Here is an 18,407-nt window from a genome sequence, read left to right as displayed (position 1 = left end):
GTTAATCAGATTCGTTTGTTTAGTTTAACTTAGTTTCGGCTCGGAAATAGGCCTTCTGTACAAATGAGGTAATTAATTGCTAGTGTAGGTTGTTGGATCGATATTGGTAAACTACCTCCTACTGCTGCATTTACAGTGGTCGCTGAGACTCCGGCAATTGGAACTTCAGGTACTTCTGAATTAAACCCAAATGCTGGATCACCTGTTGCATCTACGGAAACTGCGATCGCACTATTTGCTACCGGAACAGCCAGGGTTGCATCTTCTGCGCTTACGTTCATGGTTATTGTGGTAGTAGCGGTATGTGTGTGTATCGGCATATTTGAGGTTGAAATCGAAACGGTTTCTACACCTATCTTCTCACCAAGTACGTGATTAGCTAAACCTGCCCCTTGTCCTGTTCCAATCGCAGCTCGGCCTCTAAAGTCTGGAATGCCGAAAGTATTTTGTCCGTCGCCACCATAAGTAGTGCCTAAAATTGCAAAAAGAGCAGCATTTTGTTGAATTGGGATTAACTGTCCATTGCAGGGCAGGAAACCTCTTGGTACAAAATTTCCAGCAAAGGCTTTGATCATTCCTAGATATTCTTCCATAATAAAATTGTGTTTTATGTTAATAATTGTTTGATTTGAGCAGCGAAATTGCTTTCTGAGCTAGCCATAACGATCATGGATACCTGCAAAAGCATAATCAATAAATTTTAATCGAAGATTTTGAGTGTGGTTTAGCGCGGAAAAAAAGAAATTAAAAATTTCATCTTTTACTAAGATACCTTTAATGTAAAGGAAAATGTTCATTGAACAACTAGGGTTGAGACGTTAACTATCAGTACTTTATGCAAACCTATATAAAAAAAGTCAGGTTGAGTGCAAATGATGAAATTTATATGTTAAGTTATCAAACTATAGCTAAATGTGATATATTTAAATAATTATGTGGGTTTTTTTATAAAATTTATAAAATTTTGGTCATAATAATTTAATTCGATATTTTGGGAAAATCGATGAGAAGTTGAAAAACGGATGTTTTAGACGAACATTGGCGATGATATACTGGCTTTTCCAGCCTGATCACTACCGTTTCGTTTTTACAAGGTTTGTTGAACCATATATAAATTGATGTATTGAATTTGTAGTCGTTTTTAAGTCGGTGGTTAAATACCAAATGTTATCAATTCTTTTTCCAACGCTTTCTTTGTCCAGTGGAAACCTGGCCTGTTCTATGGTCTTGTTTTTTGAATTTAAAATACTTCCGGCAAAGCTGAAAAGTGTGAAATTGTTCATACTCGTTTCCAGGTTAGGGAGGACATCTGTGGCAAAAACGGGAAAAATTTCCTTACCTTTTAGTTTCAATTGATTGAAAATGGCAATGAGTACACTGCGCTGACGCTCTGTTCTTTGGGCGTCACCATGACCAACAGCCCTGATCCGGGTATAGGCAACTGCCTGCTTTCCGCTCAGCAATTGTAAGCCCGCCTGGGTCAATGGTATAGCAGGGATTTTGTCATAAATCGACAGCTCATTCAGGTAATTATTCAGGTAAGGAAGCTCCTCGGTTTTCACCGGAATCTGTACTCCGCCTAAAGCATCAACAATCTTTGCTGCGCCATAAAAATCAACGTTGATATAGTCCCTGATGTCCAGGTTGAAATTTTGATTGATGGTTTTTATCGCCAGCTGTGGTCCGCCGATGGCGAAGGCTGCATTCAGCTTATTCATGCCTGTACCCTCGATATTCACATAGGTATCCCTCATAATGGACAACATTTTGACCTTTCCGCTGAGCTGATCAATGCTGATCACCATCACCACATCAGAGTTTCCAGCCTCCGCTTCCGTCCGCCGGTCTACCGCAAATAAAGCAATATTGATGGGCGGATTTTGTTTGCTTTTCTGGTTGGCCAGGGCCTTCGCCGAAATTCCCAATGCCGCATTAGAGCGGTTCAGCTGCACTACTTTTTTTGCCGCAGGAGGAACCATAAAGTCGACCCGATTGGCCGTACTGTCTTGTGCTTTCAGCTGGAAAAATCCCAAGCTGATCCCTAAGATCGATAAGACTAGGATTCTCATTTTTGCTTTAATTATCTTCATTACCTATGACTAATAATTCAATAACCGTACCTACGAACAATTAAAATTCTTTCTACCTTTAAAACGTTCTTGAAATTTCGGTCGCAAGAGCGGGAACCGGAGCTAAAGGAAAAGAAAAATGAATATGGACAAAGCGTATAAAATTGCAATTATAGGTTTAGGGTATGTGGGGTTGCCGCTCGCTATTGAATTCGCCAAAAAGTATAAAGTACTCGGTTTCGATATTGACGAAGTCCGGATTCAGGAGCTTTCTACTGGGGAAGACCGCACTAGAGAGGCCGACCTGGAAGCATTGAAAACCGTGCTCCATACCGACGATCGCCCAATAGGATTAGCGTTTTCTGCTGCAACAGCAGATTTACAGCAATGCCAGATTTATATCGTCACCGTTCCTACGCCCATCAATCGATTTAAAGCACCAGATCTACAGCCATTGCTGAAAGCCTCTGCCATGATCGGTGCGGTGTTAAAAAAGGGCGACATCGTCATTTATGAGTCTACCGTTTATCCCGGATGTACGGAAGAAGACTGTGTACCTGTGCTGGAGCAGTACTCAGGACTGAAGTTCAATGAAGATTTCTTCTGCGGTTATTCTCCGGAAAGGATCAATCCAGGAGACCGCATCAATACGTTGACAAAGATTAAAAAGGTGACTTCCGGCTCTACGCCAGCAATTGCTGAAGAAATAGACCAGCTGTATGGACAGATCATCACTGCCGGTACGCATAAAGCACCAAGTATCAAAGTAGCCGAAGCCTCCAAGGCCATAGAAAATGCACAGCGGGATGTCAACATTTCTTTTGTCAATGAGCTGGCCCTGATTTTCGACCGCATCGGCATCGATACCACGGATGTGATCGAAGCTGCGGGTACAAAATGGAACTTTCTGAAATATAAACCCGGATTGGTAGGCGGCCATTGTATCGGGGTAGATCCCTATTACCTGGCCCATAAAGCCGAATCATTAGGCTACCATCCGCAAGTTATCCTGTCGGGAAGAAGGGTAAATGACAATATGGGCATGTTTGTGGCCAATAAAGTAGTCAAACTGATGATCGCCAAAGGCTATCCGGTAAAAGGAGAGAAGGTGCTGATCCTCGGTTTTGCATTTAAAGAAAATTGTCCGGATGTCAGAAATACAAGAGTCATCGATATTTATGAGGAATTGCAGCAGTTTGGAATGGAGATCAATGTCTATGATCCATGGGCAGATCCCGAGCTGGTGCAGCAGGAATACGGTTTTCAACTCGATAAAACTTTAATAGATAAAAACTATAAGGCCATTATTGTGGCCGTTTCCCATCAGGAGTTTTTAGCTTTCGACTATGGGAAATACCAGCGGAATGGGGCGATTATTTTTGATACGAAATCATTTATTGACCGCAAATTTACTGACGCGCGACTTTAGCGAAAAACAAAACAACAATTCTTATATCGTGGCACGTTTTTAGTTAACTAGAATCAAAATAGATTATTATTCAATGTTTTACAACGCGCTCTGTCCGTTTATCCTTCGGAAATACGTTTCTTCTAATTCATTCATCAAGGGATCCTACTCAGGTCCCCAGAATAACGAAATCAATTTTTTATCTATTGCTTATCCTAAATATTGCTGTATTTTTATAGCTCAATTAAAATCCGTGGGGGAAAATTAATGAAAAAACATTTACTTATTTTAGTCCTGTTATTGTCTGGAGGAACCGCGTTTTCTCAGATGAATGCAGACTACAATTACTCGATCACCTTAAGAGGTTATGGGTCAATGCAAATGCCGAAGCTCTTCAATGAGACTGATCCGGTGAAATTCATCAACACTTATTTCTCGGGGATCACCATCAAATTTAACGATAACCAAATCAATTACCGATTAAGTGGAAGTCACATTAAACAGGGAAAAACCTTCTATAATAACTGTAAAAATTGTGAGATTGTAACTGGTGATGTGACCGATTATATGTTTAAAGTAGGTTTTGAAAAGAACATGAACTTCTCCAGAGTTCAGCCATATATTGGTGCAGATATAGGCTATAGAGCCAATCGATTTGTGGGAACTTCAGCGAATGCAAATCCTTTAAAAGCACAGGCCATTGCCGACGCTACCCTGTATCCTAATAAGATGGAAACGTCGAAAAATGGATTCCTGCTGTCTCCGGTAGTAGGTATTAAGTTTCATCCGGCTCCGCAGTTTACCCTGTTTGTAGAAAGCAGTCTGGACTTCTTCTATTCTTACGAGCGACAAGAAGCGGTAACGGAAGATGTGAACAATATCCGCTCTTTTACCAGAACTAATAAATCAGAATTTTTACTGAATCCTGTTTCCGTTGGTCTAAGCTTTCATTTAGGAAGTAATAAATAAAATTAATTTTATACTTTTACGCTTTATTTAGATTAATTTCAAATAGAGTGCCGGGGATGATAAAAAGAGTTTTACTATTGAGCCTATTGGTTTTGCCAATCGGTGTTTTTGCACAAAGCGTGATTAAAGGACAATTGACGGACCAAAAAGGGAGGCCTGTTTCCAATCTAATGATAACCCTTCAAGGGAAAAATAAAACCAGTCAGACAGATCTGACTGGTTTTTATGCGTTTAATGGTTTAGACAGTGGAAAGTATACATTAACTGCCTCCGGTGTCGGCTATCAACCGGTTTCTAAATTTGTAGTACTGAATGGTAAAGACGAGCAGAGGGTTAACTTCTCTATCTTTATCGATGCTGGCGACCTAAATGAGGTGATCGTAACGGCCTCCAGAAATGCGGAAACGCTAAAAGATGTACCCTCTTCTGTAAAGATTTTAAACTCAAAACAGATCGAGATGCAAAGGGGAATTTCTACCGATCTGAACCAGATTTTAACCTATAACATTCCCGCATTAACCTTAGGAACCAATACGGTAGTGAACAAAGGGCAAACCCTCAGAGGTAGAAATGCCTTAGTGATGATCGATGGAATTCCGCAATCTACGCCGCTTAGAAATGGAGAGCGTGATTTCAGAAGTATTGATCCTTTTGTAATCGATAAGATCGAGGTGATTGAAGGTTCTACCGCCATTTATGGCAATGGTGCCGACGGTGGAATCATTAACTATATTACCAAGAAGGCCGATACCAGTAAAAAATTCAGTTCCCTTTCTGAACTTTCTGCTATGGGTTCCCTGGTGAGTCCAAGGCATTCCATTGGTACGCGTTTCTCACAGCTGTTTACCGGAAAAGTGAAGCAGCTGGACTACGTGCTGAGCGGTACTTACGAGCATACCGGGGTCAATAAAGATGCGGATGGAAAAGTAGTTTCCCCTTTTCAGTCGCTGAGTGAAACCAATAGCAAGAACATTTATGCCAAACTGGGCTATAACATTAACCGGAAGAACCGCATCGAGGTGATGTATAATTATTACCATACGCTGCAAAATAGCAGTTATGTAGATGCTGCTGGAATTTATGGCGAACGCCCGATTACCGGTAAACCAGGTACACCAATCGGCGACAAACAAGGTACGCCATATAACCATAATGCCTATATTCAGTACACCAATTCCGAAATTTTTAGGGGAACTTCCCTGAATGTCAACCTGTACCTGCAGGATTTCTACTCTATCTTTGAGTATTCCGACTTTTATAAGCCAGCCGGCAATTCGGCAATTGCCTCCAAGAAAAAAGGGGCGCGATTTAATTTTAATACCCAATACCATATTATAGACCAGGTAAAAGGGGATGTGACCTATGGCTTAGATGTGCTGAACGACATCACCAAGCAAAACCTGACCGATGGAAGGGAGTTTGTGCCGGAAATGAACATGAAAAATTATGCGCCTTATGCGCAACTTCGTACCTTCTTGTTCGAAAACCTGGTGCTTAAGGCCGGAGCACGCTATGAGAATATTCAACTTGGCGTACCTGATTATACGACCATTCCATTCGGAAATTATGCCGGCGGCGTAGCGGTTAAAGGGGCTGATCTCAGTTACCATACTTTAGTCTATAATGCTGGATTGAGATATAGTAAATGGAATTTGTTCAATCCTTTTGTGAGTTTCTCTCAAAGTTTTTCATTGTACGACCTGGGCAGAACACTGCGCCTGAGTGCAGTAGATGATGTCAGTAAAATTGAAACGAAAGCCATCATTACCAATAATTATGAACTAGGTTTTAGCAGCAGCTGGAAGCAGTTAAATGTAACGGGTGCTTATTATGTGAGCACTTCAGCTTTAGGGTCCAGCTTAAAAGATGTGAACGGTGTAGCAGTTCCTGAAAGAGCACCAGAACGGGTAACAGGCTTGGAAGCTACTGCAAACTATACGTTCTTGCCCAACCTTTCCATGTCTGTGGGCTACGCTCATTTACAGGGTACGAAGGAGCTGAATGGTAAAAAATTACCTTTACCGACGACCAGAATTGGCCCGGATAAATTCACCAGCAGTGTCAGCTATTCGCCTTTGAAAGCATGGGATCTGAGTGTGTTCTGGATCTATTCCGGTTCAAGAAAGGAGTTTTTACCGGATGCCAAAGGGAATTATGCACTTGGTGAAGGACCTGTAAATTCATTTCATTTCTTCAACCTGTATACCGCTTATCATTTTACACCTAAAGCCACGCTGAAATTGGGAATTGATAATGTGCTGAATGCAGATTATTACCCGGTATTGTCGCAGGGAAAGGTGCGTACAGAATCTTATATCAAAGCGAATGGCGCACGCTATAACCTGACGATGGCTTATGCTTTTTAAACGTTTCGCCGCTTTTATGCACCTTTGGGGTGGTTTGCTAATCGGTTCCCTGATTGTAGTGATTTCGATCACCGGCTGTATCACGGTGTTCAGTGAGGAGTTGTTTGATGTTTTTCACAAGGACCTGGTATCGGCAAAATCAGCAGGGAAAACACCTTTAAGCCTTTCTGTACTTACAGAAAAAGCAGCCTCGGCCTTACCGGAAGGGAATAAGATCAGTAAAATCGAAATTCCAGCAGGGGAGAAAAGTTATGTGTTCATCGCCCAGGAAGCGAAAAAGAAGGCGAAAGGCCTGACTTATTTCGACCAGGTTAAATACTTTAAAAAAGTATTCGTAAATCCATATACAGGTGCTGTACTCGGACAGCTGGACATGAAGTACGAGTTCTTTAATGTGGTATTGCAACTGCACAGATATCTGCTGTTGAAAAAGGAGGTGGGTAGCCTGGTTACCGGAATTACGGTGCTTATATTTCTGCTGATGCTGATCAGTGGCCTGGTCATCTGGCTTCCTAAAAAGTTTAAAAACGTCAGTAAGAAGCTGAAAATTAACCTTAAGAGCAAGTTTAAAAAGCTGAACCATCAGCTGCATACAGTTTTAGGTATGTATGTGCTGCCTGTGGCACTGGTTATTATTTTTACCGGACTCAGCTGGTCATTTAAGTGGTGGGAGTCGGGGATGTTGAAGGCCATGGGTGGCAATAAACGGGTTTTGCTGGCCAATGTGCAGCCTGCCCCCGCCGCGGTGCCATTGCATGGCGCTGCATTAGATCAGGCTTTTTCTGCTTTGCAGCAACGCGCGAATAGGAATTATGAAATGATTGGTTTCACGATTCCTGCAGCAACAAAAAAATCTGCCTCAGCGTATATGACGATGCAGGATAGCGGAGATGCCTGGCTGGGCATGAGCTATTTCTCTATTGATCACAATTCCGGAGCAATCTTTGACCAGATCATTCATCAGGACAAAGGTACGGCCATGAAATGGCGGAACTCTAATGAAGCGATTCATACCGGGAAAATATATGGCTGGCCAACGCAAGCGCTTGCGTTTATTGCCAGCCTGATCTGCGCGACTTTGCCGGTTAGCGGGTTTTTAATATGGCTTCGGAAAAGGAAAAAACAAAAGGTCCGGGTACCAATTTGATAGTTTGTCTATAAGTTGTTCTGATAAATTGCGCTTTTAATTCGTTTCTAAATCAAGGATTTCTTCCTGATTTAAGCCAGTTATTTTGGCTATTAAAGGGATTGGTAAGCCTTCCTTCTTCATTTTTTTTGCATTAGATAATTTTTCATCAGTTATTCCAATGATGTAATAAGGGTCTCTTTCTTTTACATACCAATTTGATACTTCATCCATAACGTCTTTTAGTATTTGTTCTAAGTCCCTTAATTGGGCAAAGATTTTTAACTGGTTCATATACTTATCAAGCTTAAGCTCTTCAGTTACGATTTCTTTAATTTCCAGGATCAGTTCTCTTATGATCTCTTTTGGATCTACAGCCGATAAATTTGCCAGCACAGCCAGCAATTTCATCTCAGTCACCTCATGGTTTAAAAAGAGCCTGTAATCTATCGTACTGATCGCTTTTACTTCATATTTAAACTTAAAATTTGTACTCTCAATTTCTGTAGGCATGTTTAACTTTTCCTGCCCCAGATAGATCATATACTGACTTACCGGGAGCCTATATTTCCTTTGCAGCATAATACTATACTCTGCCATCCGGTAGGCCATGTTCTGGTCATTACTGCGCTGATATTCAATGTGTAAAATGAACACCTGACCATCTTCATCCTGCACCTTCTTCAGCAGATCCGGCTTTCTTTCTTTCGTATGCTGTAAATCATCAGGCAGTTCTTCCGTAATAAAAATTTTCATGCTCAATACTTGTTCAACAATCCCCTCCAGATTGGCTTCCATATTCTCTTTAAATATCTTATCATACTCGCTCCCCTGCCTTGGGTTTTTGAATTCCATATCATTTACAGCTTATCTATCGAATATCACCCAATAAATTAACTAAAACAACATTTTAGCGGTTAAGTATTTCTTTTAATGTTTTTTAAGCAGGACTTGCAGCTTTGGCTTCTCTAAATTTAAATCCGCTGATGCGCTGCGCTTCGGCTCATTTAACCTGTTTTTATAGGATTTCACCTTAGTTTTATCAAGTCTAACTACTGCATTTTAATCCTAAATAACCAATTCTGCTCTCCAAATTATTTTACCAGTAATTAATATCAGAAGCGGCCATGTGCTGATTTGGACTACTTGTCTCGTATTTGCGAATATTTGAATCAATTTTCAGACAGATGTAGCGTATTTCTATAGACAGATATTTTTATTAGGAATTTGATAATTATAGACGATTATTTGTATTGGCAATAATTTATTTATCAAGTTACTTAAATCGTCATTATGATAAAGCATAATTTTCAAGACAGCTGGTCCATGAGTTTGAAGTCGGGTCTTGATCCAAATGGGGAAAGTAGTTCTGAGCAGCTGATCGACCTGATTGCTCAGGAATACAGCAGGGAAAACTATCCGGATGATTTCATGATGCCCTCTGTGAGAAGCCTATCCATGTTTCTGGGCGTGAAACGGCATTTTGTGGAGCGGGCATATCGCCATTGGGTTAAAAGGGAGGAGATTCTTTATACTCAGCATCGGATAGGTACATTTATGTTTGAACCTTCGATCAGCCTTCCCGTTGCCGATGTGGCTCGCCTTGCAAGGTTTTCCTTCAACAAGAAATTAACGGGTTATTCAAAAACTGCCGAACCTGAGCTGATGAACATCCTCAATCTGGGCAGCGCTTATCCTGTACAACTGGTAAATGTGATGGATTTAAGGGGCAGCAGGAGGTCTGGAAATTCCAATGCTGCAGCACTGAATGCTGGGGACTGGGTTGCTAAAGATGCTTTAAAGGTACTCAGAAGTAAAAAACTGATCAACAGTCATTGGCAGTTTTGTATGATTCCAGATGGCAAGGCCGTGTATAAAGTGTTGAAAACGATAACTAGTCCGGGGGATGTGCTGGTCATCAACTCCAGAAACGATGCCGCTCTACTAGAAACGGCCGGACAGCTCCGGTTAAGGGTTGATTTCAGCGGTTCAGATGAACAGGGAATGTCGGCAAGAAAGCTCAAAGAAATTTGTATGCAGAAAGTTGTCAAGGTGGTATTTGTACGTTTGGAAGCTGGTTTCCCTGTCCCACTCCGCATGGCGGAAAAACGATGGAATCAACTGATGCATTTATCGGAGCGTTTTGGGTTTTGCCTCATCGTGCTGGATGACGATTATGAATTTCGCGACAAAGAAACTACCGGGCCAGGACTTTCCTTAGGCGGCGGAAACGTAATTTACATTGCGCCATACAGCAAAGTTTATCCTATTCTTCATAAAACCAATATGGTTGCTGGACCTGAAAATTTTATTGTCGAACTAAAGGAACACATAAAGAAGATCATTATCCACTGGAACCACTCGACCGAAAAAGCATTAATGGCCGCTTTGTCTGCCTCGGAATTGAAAACCCAGTTGGAAAAAAGCAATCAATCTTGTCGACAGGCAGCCTTTATCCTGAAGATGATGTTCGACAATTACCTCTCAGAATATGCCTCGCTGTTCTTGCCAGGTGCAGGAACCTATGGTTTTATAAAGTTTAAAAAACCGCTTACTGAATTGCGGGCCTCCAAATTCCTCCGCCATTCTTTATACCAGGAACAGGAAAATTTCTCATTTAATCCGAATGAACCGATCGATGGTTTCCGAATCAGCCTCTTTATTGGCGACTGGGTTTCCCTGGAAAATTCCATGAAAATGATCTCAGGAATTTTAGGTCGAAAAAAGCGAGGAATTGGTCCGGTTGTAGTCGGGAAGTGTTCGGGAAGAGAAGTGCCTTATAATAGGTAGCGGAAGGGTTTCGGATAGGGTTCGCTTAGGGTTGACATAGTGATTGCTATCCATACCCCTACCGAACTCCTTCCTCCGGCTAAAAGCCAGCAGGTGTCTTCCCGACTAGTTCCCATCCCTCATAAAAAGCAAATTATTTATAAACAATTAATATACAATTATGGCAACATTTAAAAACGGTTACTGGCATGGTAAGCTAGGAAAAACAACCAGTTATCTATTAAACGGCGTATTAGTTACGCGGTTGATCGGCAAATCCAAGAAACCTCCCACTGAACTGCAGAAAGCAGTTCGATTACGGACAAAATTGGTCTCGGCATTGCTCTTTCCGGTTAAGGAATTTATTGAGGTAGGCTATGAACGCGAGGCCCGGCGACTGAAGCTGCTCCCTCAAAATCCTGCTTTTTCTTATAACTGGAAGCATGCTGTTATTGGAAAATTTCCGAAGCTAAAAATAGATTTCACAAAACTACGTCTCAGCTATGGCCACATGCCGCCACCGGTGAACCTGCAAGTCGTCGCCTCAGACGAGGGATTGGTCTTTAATTGGGGGCCACAGGAAGGAGTTACTGGTACGCATTGGTCAGATCAGGTGATGTTGCTGGCCTACTTTCCGAAATTGAAAAAGTCTGCTTACATGACTGCTGGTGCTTCCCGCTATAAAGGGACAGATCTCCTGGTGGTGTTTGATATGGAGCATGGCCATTTTGCAGAAACGTATATCGCCTTTGTTTCTAATGACAGAAAAAGCATTTCTAACAGTGTATATGTCGGTAAAGTTCGCTGGTGATGAAAGAGGAATTAATGATTTTGAAAATACTGCGCCAGCTTTTGAAAGTACAGACCGATCAATTGCTTGCTTTATTGAAAATGCTGCCTGCTGATCTTCCAGTAAAAGAAGAAGAAGAGATCTGGCTGCATACCAATGAGGTGATGCTGATCTTCCAGAAAACCCGGAAAACAATTTATAACTGGCGAAAATCAGGACACCTCAGGTATAGGGTTAATGGCGGTACTTGCTATTATTTGAAGAAAGATGTTTATGCCATCATGAAAAAAGAGCCTGGAGGCTGAAGGTAATCTGGTGTAATCTGAAAGTAAAGGGGGGTAAAGTTGGGTATAATGAGGCTGTTAATTAGTTGGTGGTGTTTTTTGAGGATACATTCGTTCAACAAATCCAAAGTACCGGTATACAGTTGATTTGAATTCACAGAATTATTAACCTTTTAAATTTTAAAATTATGGGAACCTATAAACCAGGTGCTTTTGGCCCTTTCAATGGGAGAATCGGCGATGTAGTCGCTGCAAGATGGAAAGAGGTCAATGTCGTAAAAAATCGTCCGGCAAAATCGAGTAAGCCGGCAACAGCAACGCAGCTGGATCAGCGTTCAAGGTTTGGTCTGGTGACCGGCTTCGCAGGGAAAATAGCCGATATGATCGCTGTTGGATTTAGACAGATGAGCGGGAATTTTACCCCAACAAATGTGCTGACAAAGGCGATGATGAAAAATGCGATCACTGGCACTTACCCGGATTACAAACTGGATTACGCCAATATCAGTCTGAGTAAAGATGGAAATCTTAACCTGGGCAAAAATTTGACTGTTCAGGTGCTTCCGGGACAAACTGTTCAGGTGAGTTGGGTGCTGGATACGATGCCAGGAAAATTGCCGGAAGTGACAGACAAAGCCTATATCCTGCTTTACAATTCGGATAAGCATAAGGTCATTAAATCTTCGGATGGCTTACTGAGAGGGGATACGCCGATTACGATGTATGTACCAGGTTCTTTTGTGGGTGATGAAGTGCATTGCTGGCTATTTTTTGCCTCGGTAAAAAGCAAAGAAGTGTCTCCTACCGCCTACCTGGGCGTAGTGACGATTCTGGCCTAATTTCAATTTCCCCGGCAGTGTTTATGAGGCCCTGCCGGGTTTATTTAATCTTTAAAACGAAAAATAAGATGAATACAAAAAGAATAAAGCTGTCGGTATTCCGATGGGAGGAGCCTGTGCGGATTTTTGTGCTGCTCTTGTTGCTCTGGACTTTCGGTCCAATTGCGATTCGCTGGATGGACGATACCGCTGGAAGTGTGGATCAAAGTGTCTGGCTGTTGATTTTACTCAGTTTGATTGGCTTTCTGCTGGTCACTGCCTTGAGCTGGTGGATCTTAAAGGTTTTCTGGCTGAATATGGGGCTGCCCCCAATTTTTATCATGGTTTCACGATTTAACAACTTAGAAATATGGCATCAAGTACTCTTTTTTCAGCTCTCCTTTGGCTTGCTTTTATTGGCAGCTACTGGCTGCCTGATCGCCCTTTGTTAAAACCCATCGGGCATCATGGCCTTAAGGAACAGCAAAACGACTTAAAGTACCGCTTATTGCTGGTGAAAATCGCAAAAGGGGAATTGGGCTTAAGGGAAAAAACCGGTCGCAATGACGGGGAAAGGATTGGGGAGTTTTTAATCACCGTAGGCTTGAAGAAGCCTGAGCCCTGGTGTGCCGCCTTTATCAGCTGGGTATTTGCCGAAGCAGGTTTTGACCAGCCGAGATCGGGATGGTCGCCGGACTTGTTTCCGGTTTCACGATTGGCGAGGTCGGCATTGCCGGGAAATGTGATTGGAATCTACTTTCCAGAGAAGAAACGTATCGCTCATGTTGGATTGATCGAAAAGGAGGATGGAGATTGGTTGATTTCTTTAGAAGGCAATACCAATCTCAGAGGAAGCCGGGAGGGAGATGGGGTTTATCGGAAACGGAGACATCGGAAATCAATTGATAAGATCTCAGATTGGCTGAGCAATGGGAGGCGGAGTCTATGAAAAGCATATTGTTTTTAATGCTTTTGATGACCGGATGTGCACTTTTTAAAGACACTAAGAAAAGCTCAAATGAGGTATATGCAGCGTCAGAGGTGATCCGCTTTTATAGTGATTCCAGCGGTTATGAAAAGGAAGTCCTGATCTGGCCGAAAGGAAATTTTAGTTATTCTCCAGGAACTGGCTTTTTTGGAGCGGCAGAAAAACTGCAGCTCAAAGAAAAAGGAGCAATTAGAGTTGAAGGCTCGGAAATGAAATCTAAACAGTATTCAGCGGAAGAGAAGACGGTGCTTAGGGAATCAACGCTGGATGGGCTGCTATGGGTTTTGGTTGCTGGAGCAGGTATTTATTTATCTTTTAAAATTTATAAAAAATGGCAATTCTAAAAAAAGGAATTTTTAGCGAGATATCCGGAACGCTCGGAGATTTTGTGTATGCTTCTCGAAAGGGGAAGACAGTGGTTAGCGCTAAACCTGACCCCATGGCTCCAAAAAAGCCAGCTACAGCAGCCCAGCAGGCTCAGCGGGAGAAATTTAAATTGATTACCCAGTTGCTGAAACCTTTTGGACCTGTTCTGGACGCAGGATTTAAACAGTATAAAGCTAAAGTTGGCACAAGAGCTAAAGCATTTAAGGAGAACTACAGTACGGTACTCAGCGGTGTTTATCCAAATCTAAAAATCAACTACAAAGATTTACGGTTAAGTGCAGGAAACGGTTCCAGTTTACATGATTTGAGAATGCAAGATCAGGGTGGAGGGCTTTATGCGCTCAGCTGGAAGTACTGCGCTAATGCACATCGTTTTAACGATCAGCTGGTGCTGGTGCTTTATGAAGAAGGGCAGAATAGGGTGTTTTATGCAATGAATCTTGCAAATGTTGGTCGGCAGCAGGCAGAGTTTGAAGTCTGCAGCAGTCTTGGAAGCAGGATGTATGTCTATGTGTTCACGCTGGGAAAAAGCAAAACAGGTAATTCTGAAAGTCGGTATTTGGGGCGGATAGCCTAAATTTTATTTTTTAAATCGTATAAAAATGACAGCATCAAAAAACACATTGGTCGGAAATAAGTTCATTTCTTGTCCGCCGAAGAAAACGATGACAGCAAGGCAGATTGCTCATAGGGATAAGTTGAGGGCCGTAACCGCATCATTAAAAATGATTAAGCCAGGTCAGCAGAAAAATATGGCAATTCAAAGGGAGGCTGTTGAAATTCATCCTCCCAGGTTCTTTTCTGACCTGGATCCGAATCGGAAGATAAATTTTGGGGATGTTCAGCTGGTGGATGGATGTTCAGCCAAACTGGAAAATCTGAAATTGGAGGACAAAGGAGCAGGGCTTTTTGGTCTAAGCTGGGATGGATATGATTATCCGCTGTGTAGGTATCATAGTATCGCACTGGTCTTGTTTGAGGAAGTCCGACAGCAGTTCTTTTATGAACTTAAATTCTCTAATGTATGGGATCGAAAGGCGGAGTTCAGGTTGGATATGTTGCCCGGATCCAAGGTGCATGTACATGTTTTTACGGTCAGGTCGCATTGGGGGCGCAAAACTTCGAATTCGCCAAGTCAGTATTTGGGGGTAATTGTTTGATCTGAGTAACCTGTCGGAATCATAAACTCCGACAGGCATTTTTAATTTAAGGGGTTAATAACCTGGATTTTGTACAATAAGATAATTATATTTTAATTCATCGAATGGAAAAGGAAGTAATGTTTTATAGGCAGGGATGCCTAAAACTGTTTCTGCTTTTCCAAGGCGCTTTAATGCCGAAAAGTATACACCTTCCATGCCCAGATCTTCTTTATATTCTTCTAACAAGAATTTGATCAGTTCTTCTTTGGTGTTTTGGGCAATAGCGCTTTTGCCATTTCTTACCCTCACTTTGTTCAGGTAGCTGGCTGCAGCTGTCAAATTACCCAATTGCATTTCTGCTTCTGCTTGCAGCAGTACGACCTCGGTGGCGCGCATAATCGATGGATATGTTCCTTTTTTTGCAATGGCGACAAAGGCAGGGCTAGCGAAAGCAGGTCCTAAATTGGTGCCATAACCGGCAAGCGTTTCATTATCAGCAGAATTGACGAATTTATTTCCTGGCAGCGCTAGTTTAAAAAAGCCTGCATTCTCCAATTTGGCTAAATGCTGTTTGGCGGAAGCATACTGGCCAGTCAGCATTTCATACTTGCCTAGCAGGCCGTATCCTAATGCAGTCATATTTCCTAAGGGATTGTTCAGCGGGGTAGAGAGATTTTCTGAGGCCAGCAGCGTGTTCAGCTCAGCAATATTTTGAGTACGAGTCTCTTCTTTAGCTTGTGGTTTTGCGAGCGGCTCTAATATAATGTCGAATTTTGGGACCGGTACGTTGCCCCAGGTATCGGTTAGTAAGTAATAAACATGCGCGCGCAAAATGACCATACTTTTTCTCAGCTCATTGATTTTAGCACTGCTGGGATTTTTGGTTTTCTTCATTACTTCGTTTACGGCAGCAAGTGTTTGATAAGCTTGTGCCCAAAGGTTGTATACCTCCAGGTTTTGCAGGCTAACACTGTGGTTATAGAATTGAGTAAAACTAGAGCTTAGGCTTGTATGGACTTTATTGGGCGCATATAAGGCGTCATAAATATCATATTTCTCTATAAACAGCGCATATCTGTTTAGCACCGCAGTTTCAAAAGTGATAATTTCTGTGTCACTTAGTTCTGGTACAATTACAATGTCTGGAACTTCAATTGCGCCAATAATGCTTTTCAGGTCATCTAATACATTCACTTCCTTTCCTAAGGTTTTATAGCGCGCAATCAGGTTGGCCTTGATTCTTTCTGGATCAATGCGGGAAGCATAGGATTTGAAGGTGGTTTTGATGCTCTCGTCTAAAGTACCTGTGTTTTCCAGCTGTGTGCTGATTTTGCTCAGGAATTCTGAAAGACTAGCATCAGTATGAATTGGATTATTGAGCATCACTGCCGAGATAGCCATTAGTACTGCTGCATCTTTAGTTCCATCAGTCAGGCTCAGTTCGTCTGTTTCCTTAGTCAGGTTTTGCTTGATGTCTAATCCGGCCAATAATTCAGTGGTCGCTTGTTTTTTCGCTGCAGCGAAATCTAACTTGTCGGTTTTAACAAGTTTCACAATTCTATTGCTTTCCAGGTGTGTCAAGAGGTTGACGTTTACCTTTGCAATTTCGCCGATTTTGGCGATGGAAGTCAGGATAATTCTTGAAGTCGAAAGTGTATTTCTTACTTCATCAAAATAGAAACCGTCAATTGAAAACTTCGCATAAGCTGAACTGAGTACGATGTCTTTGAATTCGAAAGCACCCATGTCGTTGGTAGTGGTGGTTTCGTAGGTTTTTCCGGTTGGAGCAAGGTTATTGTCTAATTCTATCAAAGTTACTTTTGAGCCTTGTAGAAATGGTCCTTTTTCTACAAAACCAGTCACCTGATGTTTTTTTTGAGGAGTTGGATCTGGGCTTGGCTCGACTTTGATTTTGCTGCATCCAAAAGTGAGGAGGGAGAGGATAATCAGTAAATATTTATTCATAATTTTAAAAATATTCGGCGTTTTTTCAAATTTGTACATTTTTTTTACGAGAACAAAATTCTGATAGCTAATGTACTGTACTGGAACCTGTGAGTTTCTCTAGTTCTAATGTCACCAAAGTCTAACAATTCAAATATATTCCTATATATTTGCTATTTACACCAAAACTATACGAATACTAAATGAAAGTTGCATTAATCACAGGCGTCACAGGACAAGATGGAGCATATCTTGCCGAGTTTTTATTGAAAAAAGGATACTTTGTCCATGGCTTGAAAAGACGCTCTTCTTCTTTTAATACGGAACGTATAGACCATTTGTACCAGGATCAGCATGAGAAAAATCTGAATTTTAAATTGCATTATGGCGATTTAACGGATTCTACCAATTTGATCAGAATCATTCAGGAGGTTCAGCCCGATGAGATTTATAATCTTGCAGCAATGAGCCATGTGAAAGTGAGCTTCGAAACACCTGAATACACGGCTAATGCTGATGGTATTGGTCCACTAAGATTACTGGAAGCCATCAGAATTTTAGGGCTTGTAGAGAAAACTAAGATTTACCAGGCTTCCACCTCAGAATTATACGGATTGGTACAGGCAGTTCCACAAAGTGAAACTACACCTTTCTACCCTCGTTCCCCTTATGCAGTCGCAAAAATGTATGGTTATTGGATCACTGTAAATTACAGAGAGGCGTATAACATGTATGCTTGTAACGGAATTTTGTTTAACCACGAGAGTCCGGTAAGAGGAGAAACTTTTGTAACCCGTAAGATTACACGTGCCGCGTGTAAGATTGCTTTAGGCTTGCAAAATTGCTTATATCTAGGTAACTTATCTGCTCAGAGAGATTGGGGACATGCGAAAGATTACGTTGAAGCGATGTGGCTGATCCTTCAGCAGGAAAAACCGGAGGATTATGTGATCGCAACTGGCGTGACGACTACGGTTCGTGATTTTGTGAAAATGAGTTTTGCGGAGTTAGGAATAGAGGTTGAATTTAGTGGAAAGGATCAGTATGAACGTGGTGTGATCATCGATGTTGATCAGGATTTTATAAAAAAATTAGGATTAAATGACGAGTTTTTAAAACCGGGTACGGTTGTTGTTCAGGTGGACGAAAAATACTTCAGACCAACAGAGGTTGATTTGTTGTTGGGAGATCCAACAAAAGCAAATACGCAGTTGGGATGGATGCCGAAGTATGATTTACCTGCGTTGGTTCAGGATATGGTTCATTCAGATCTTCATTTGATGAAGAAAGATGAATACTTGAAACAAGGAGGGTTTAAGACCTTGAATTATTTTGAATAGAATATAA

Annotated in this window: 18 protein-coding genes; 14 read left to right on the top strand and 4 right to left on the bottom strand. The window is 41.7% G+C overall.

Annotated features, from left to right (window positions below; all coding sequences use genetic code 11):
• Positions 1-29: 29 nt before the first annotated feature.
• Positions 30-593 (bottom strand): phage tail protein, encoded by a 564-nt coding sequence (locus H9X96_RS10475; RefSeq protein ID WP_187666220.1) that lies wholly within the window; start codon positions 591-593, stop codon positions 30-32.
• A gap of 480 nt (positions 594-1,073) precedes the next feature.
• A complete protein-coding gene (locus H9X96_RS10470) occupies positions 1,074-2,069 on the bottom strand; it encodes an LCP family protein (protein ID WP_187666219.1) in 996 nt (331 codons plus the stop codon).
• A 139-nt stretch (positions 2,070-2,208) separates the two neighbouring features.
• On the opposite strand from H9X96_RS10470, the gene H9X96_RS10465 reads away from it, so the two are divergent.
• The 4 genes from H9X96_RS10465 (at position 2,209) to H9X96_RS10450 (ending at position 7,959) form a co-directional block, all read left to right on the top strand.
• Positions 2,209-3,498 (top strand): nucleotide sugar dehydrogenase, encoded by a 1,290-nt coding sequence (locus H9X96_RS10465; RefSeq protein ID WP_222943877.1) that lies wholly within the window; start codon positions 2,209-2,211, stop codon positions 3,496-3,498.
• Between the two features lie 246 nt (positions 3,499-3,744).
• Positions 3,745-4,446, top strand: coding sequence for a hypothetical protein (locus H9X96_RS10460; RefSeq protein ID WP_187666217.1), 702 nt, complete (start codon positions 3,745-3,747; stop codon positions 4,444-4,446).
• 56 nt (positions 4,447-4,502) lie between these two features.
• On the top strand, positions 4,503-6,812 hold the full coding sequence (locus H9X96_RS10455) for a TonB-dependent receptor (protein WP_187666216.1): 2,310 nt from the start codon (positions 4,503-4,505) through the stop codon (positions 6,810-6,812).
• Positions 6,802-7,959 carry a PepSY domain-containing protein gene (locus tag H9X96_RS10450; protein WP_187666215.1) on the top strand — a complete coding sequence of 386 codons (1,158 nt, stop codon included), beginning with the start codon at positions 6,802-6,804 and terminating at the stop codon, positions 7,957-7,959. Before H9X96_RS10455 ends, H9X96_RS10450 begins: the two co-directional genes overlap by 11 nt.
• A 36-nt stretch (positions 7,960-7,995) precedes the next feature.
• On the opposite strand, the gene H9X96_RS10445 is transcribed toward H9X96_RS10450, so the two are convergent.
• Positions 7,996-8,793, bottom strand: coding sequence for a hypothetical protein (locus H9X96_RS10445; protein WP_187666214.1), 798 nt, complete (start codon positions 8,791-8,793; stop codon positions 7,996-7,998).
• 438 nt (positions 8,794-9,231) lie between these two features.
• Between H9X96_RS10445 and H9X96_RS10440 the strand changes: the two genes are divergently transcribed.
• From H9X96_RS10440 to H9X96_RS10400, 9 genes are all read left to right on the top strand, one after another.
• Positions 9,232-10,728: a hypothetical protein gene (locus tag H9X96_RS10440; protein WP_187666213.1), complete on the top strand. Its 1,497-nt coding sequence runs from the start codon at positions 9,232-9,234 to the stop codon at positions 10,726-10,728.
• Between the two features lie 160 nt (positions 10,729-10,888).
• Entirely contained in the window at positions 10,889-11,518 is a 630-nt protein-coding gene (locus H9X96_RS10435; protein ID WP_187666212.1) for a DUF6266 family protein, read from the top strand.
• The gene (locus H9X96_RS10430; protein WP_187666211.1) at positions 11,518-11,802 is read left to right on the top strand and encodes a helix-turn-helix domain-containing protein; all 285 of its coding nucleotides are present in this window, start codon (positions 11,518-11,520) and stop codon (positions 11,800-11,802) included. The genes H9X96_RS10435 and H9X96_RS10430 overlap by 1 nt, the downstream gene beginning before the upstream one ends.
• Before the next feature lie 167 nt (positions 11,803-11,969).
• Positions 11,970-12,620 carry a DUF6266 family protein gene (locus tag H9X96_RS10425; RefSeq protein ID WP_187666210.1) on the top strand — a complete coding sequence of 217 codons (651 nt, stop codon included), beginning with the start codon at positions 11,970-11,972 and terminating at the stop codon, positions 12,618-12,620.
• A 68-nt stretch (positions 12,621-12,688) separates the two neighbouring features.
• Complete coding sequence (locus H9X96_RS10420) at positions 12,689-13,051, top strand: hypothetical protein (RefSeq protein WP_187666209.1); 363 nt, start codon at positions 12,689-12,691, stop codon at positions 13,049-13,051.
• Positions 12,970-13,548, top strand: coding sequence for a peptidoglycan-binding protein (locus H9X96_RS10415; protein ID WP_255431076.1), 579 nt, complete (start codon positions 12,970-12,972; stop codon positions 13,546-13,548). Before H9X96_RS10420 ends, H9X96_RS10415 begins: the two co-directional genes overlap by 82 nt.
• A 26-nt stretch (positions 13,549-13,574) precedes the next feature.
• Positions 13,575-13,931 (top strand): hypothetical protein, encoded by a 357-nt coding sequence (locus tag H9X96_RS10410; protein WP_187666208.1) that lies wholly within the window; start codon positions 13,575-13,577, stop codon positions 13,929-13,931.
• A complete protein-coding gene (locus H9X96_RS10405; RefSeq protein ID WP_187666207.1) occupies positions 13,919-14,551 on the top strand; it encodes a DUF6266 family protein in 633 nt (210 codons plus the stop codon). Before H9X96_RS10410 ends, H9X96_RS10405 begins: the two co-directional genes overlap by 13 nt.
• A gap of 25 nt (positions 14,552-14,576) precedes the next feature.
• Entirely contained in the window at positions 14,577-15,134 is a 558-nt protein-coding gene (locus H9X96_RS10400; protein ID WP_187666206.1) for a hypothetical protein, read from the top strand.
• 54 nt (positions 15,135-15,188) lie between these two features.
• Here the strand turns inward: H9X96_RS10400 and H9X96_RS10395 are convergent, their stop codons facing one another.
• The gene (locus H9X96_RS10395; RefSeq protein ID WP_187666205.1) at positions 15,189-17,081 is read right to left on the bottom strand and encodes a RagB/SusD family nutrient uptake outer membrane protein; all 1,893 of its coding nucleotides are present in this window, start codon (positions 17,079-17,081) and stop codon (positions 15,189-15,191) included.
• 182 nt (positions 17,082-17,263) lie between these two features.
• Between H9X96_RS10395 and gmd the strand changes: the two genes are divergently transcribed.
• Positions 17,264-18,400 (top strand): GDP-mannose 4,6-dehydratase, encoded by a 1,137-nt coding sequence (gene gmd / locus H9X96_RS10390; RefSeq protein ID WP_187666204.1) that lies wholly within the window; start codon positions 17,264-17,266, stop codon positions 18,398-18,400.
• Positions 18,401-18,407: the final 7 nt, after the last annotated feature.

Source organism: Pedobacter sp. N36a, from assembly GCF_014472395.1.
In the GTDB taxonomy this organism is placed as follows: Bacteria; Bacteroidota; Bacteroidia; order Sphingobacteriales; family Sphingobacteriaceae; genus Pedobacter.
The sequence above is the reverse complement of the archived record's forward strand: the minus strand, read 5'-3'. Positions and strand labels throughout refer to the sequence as shown.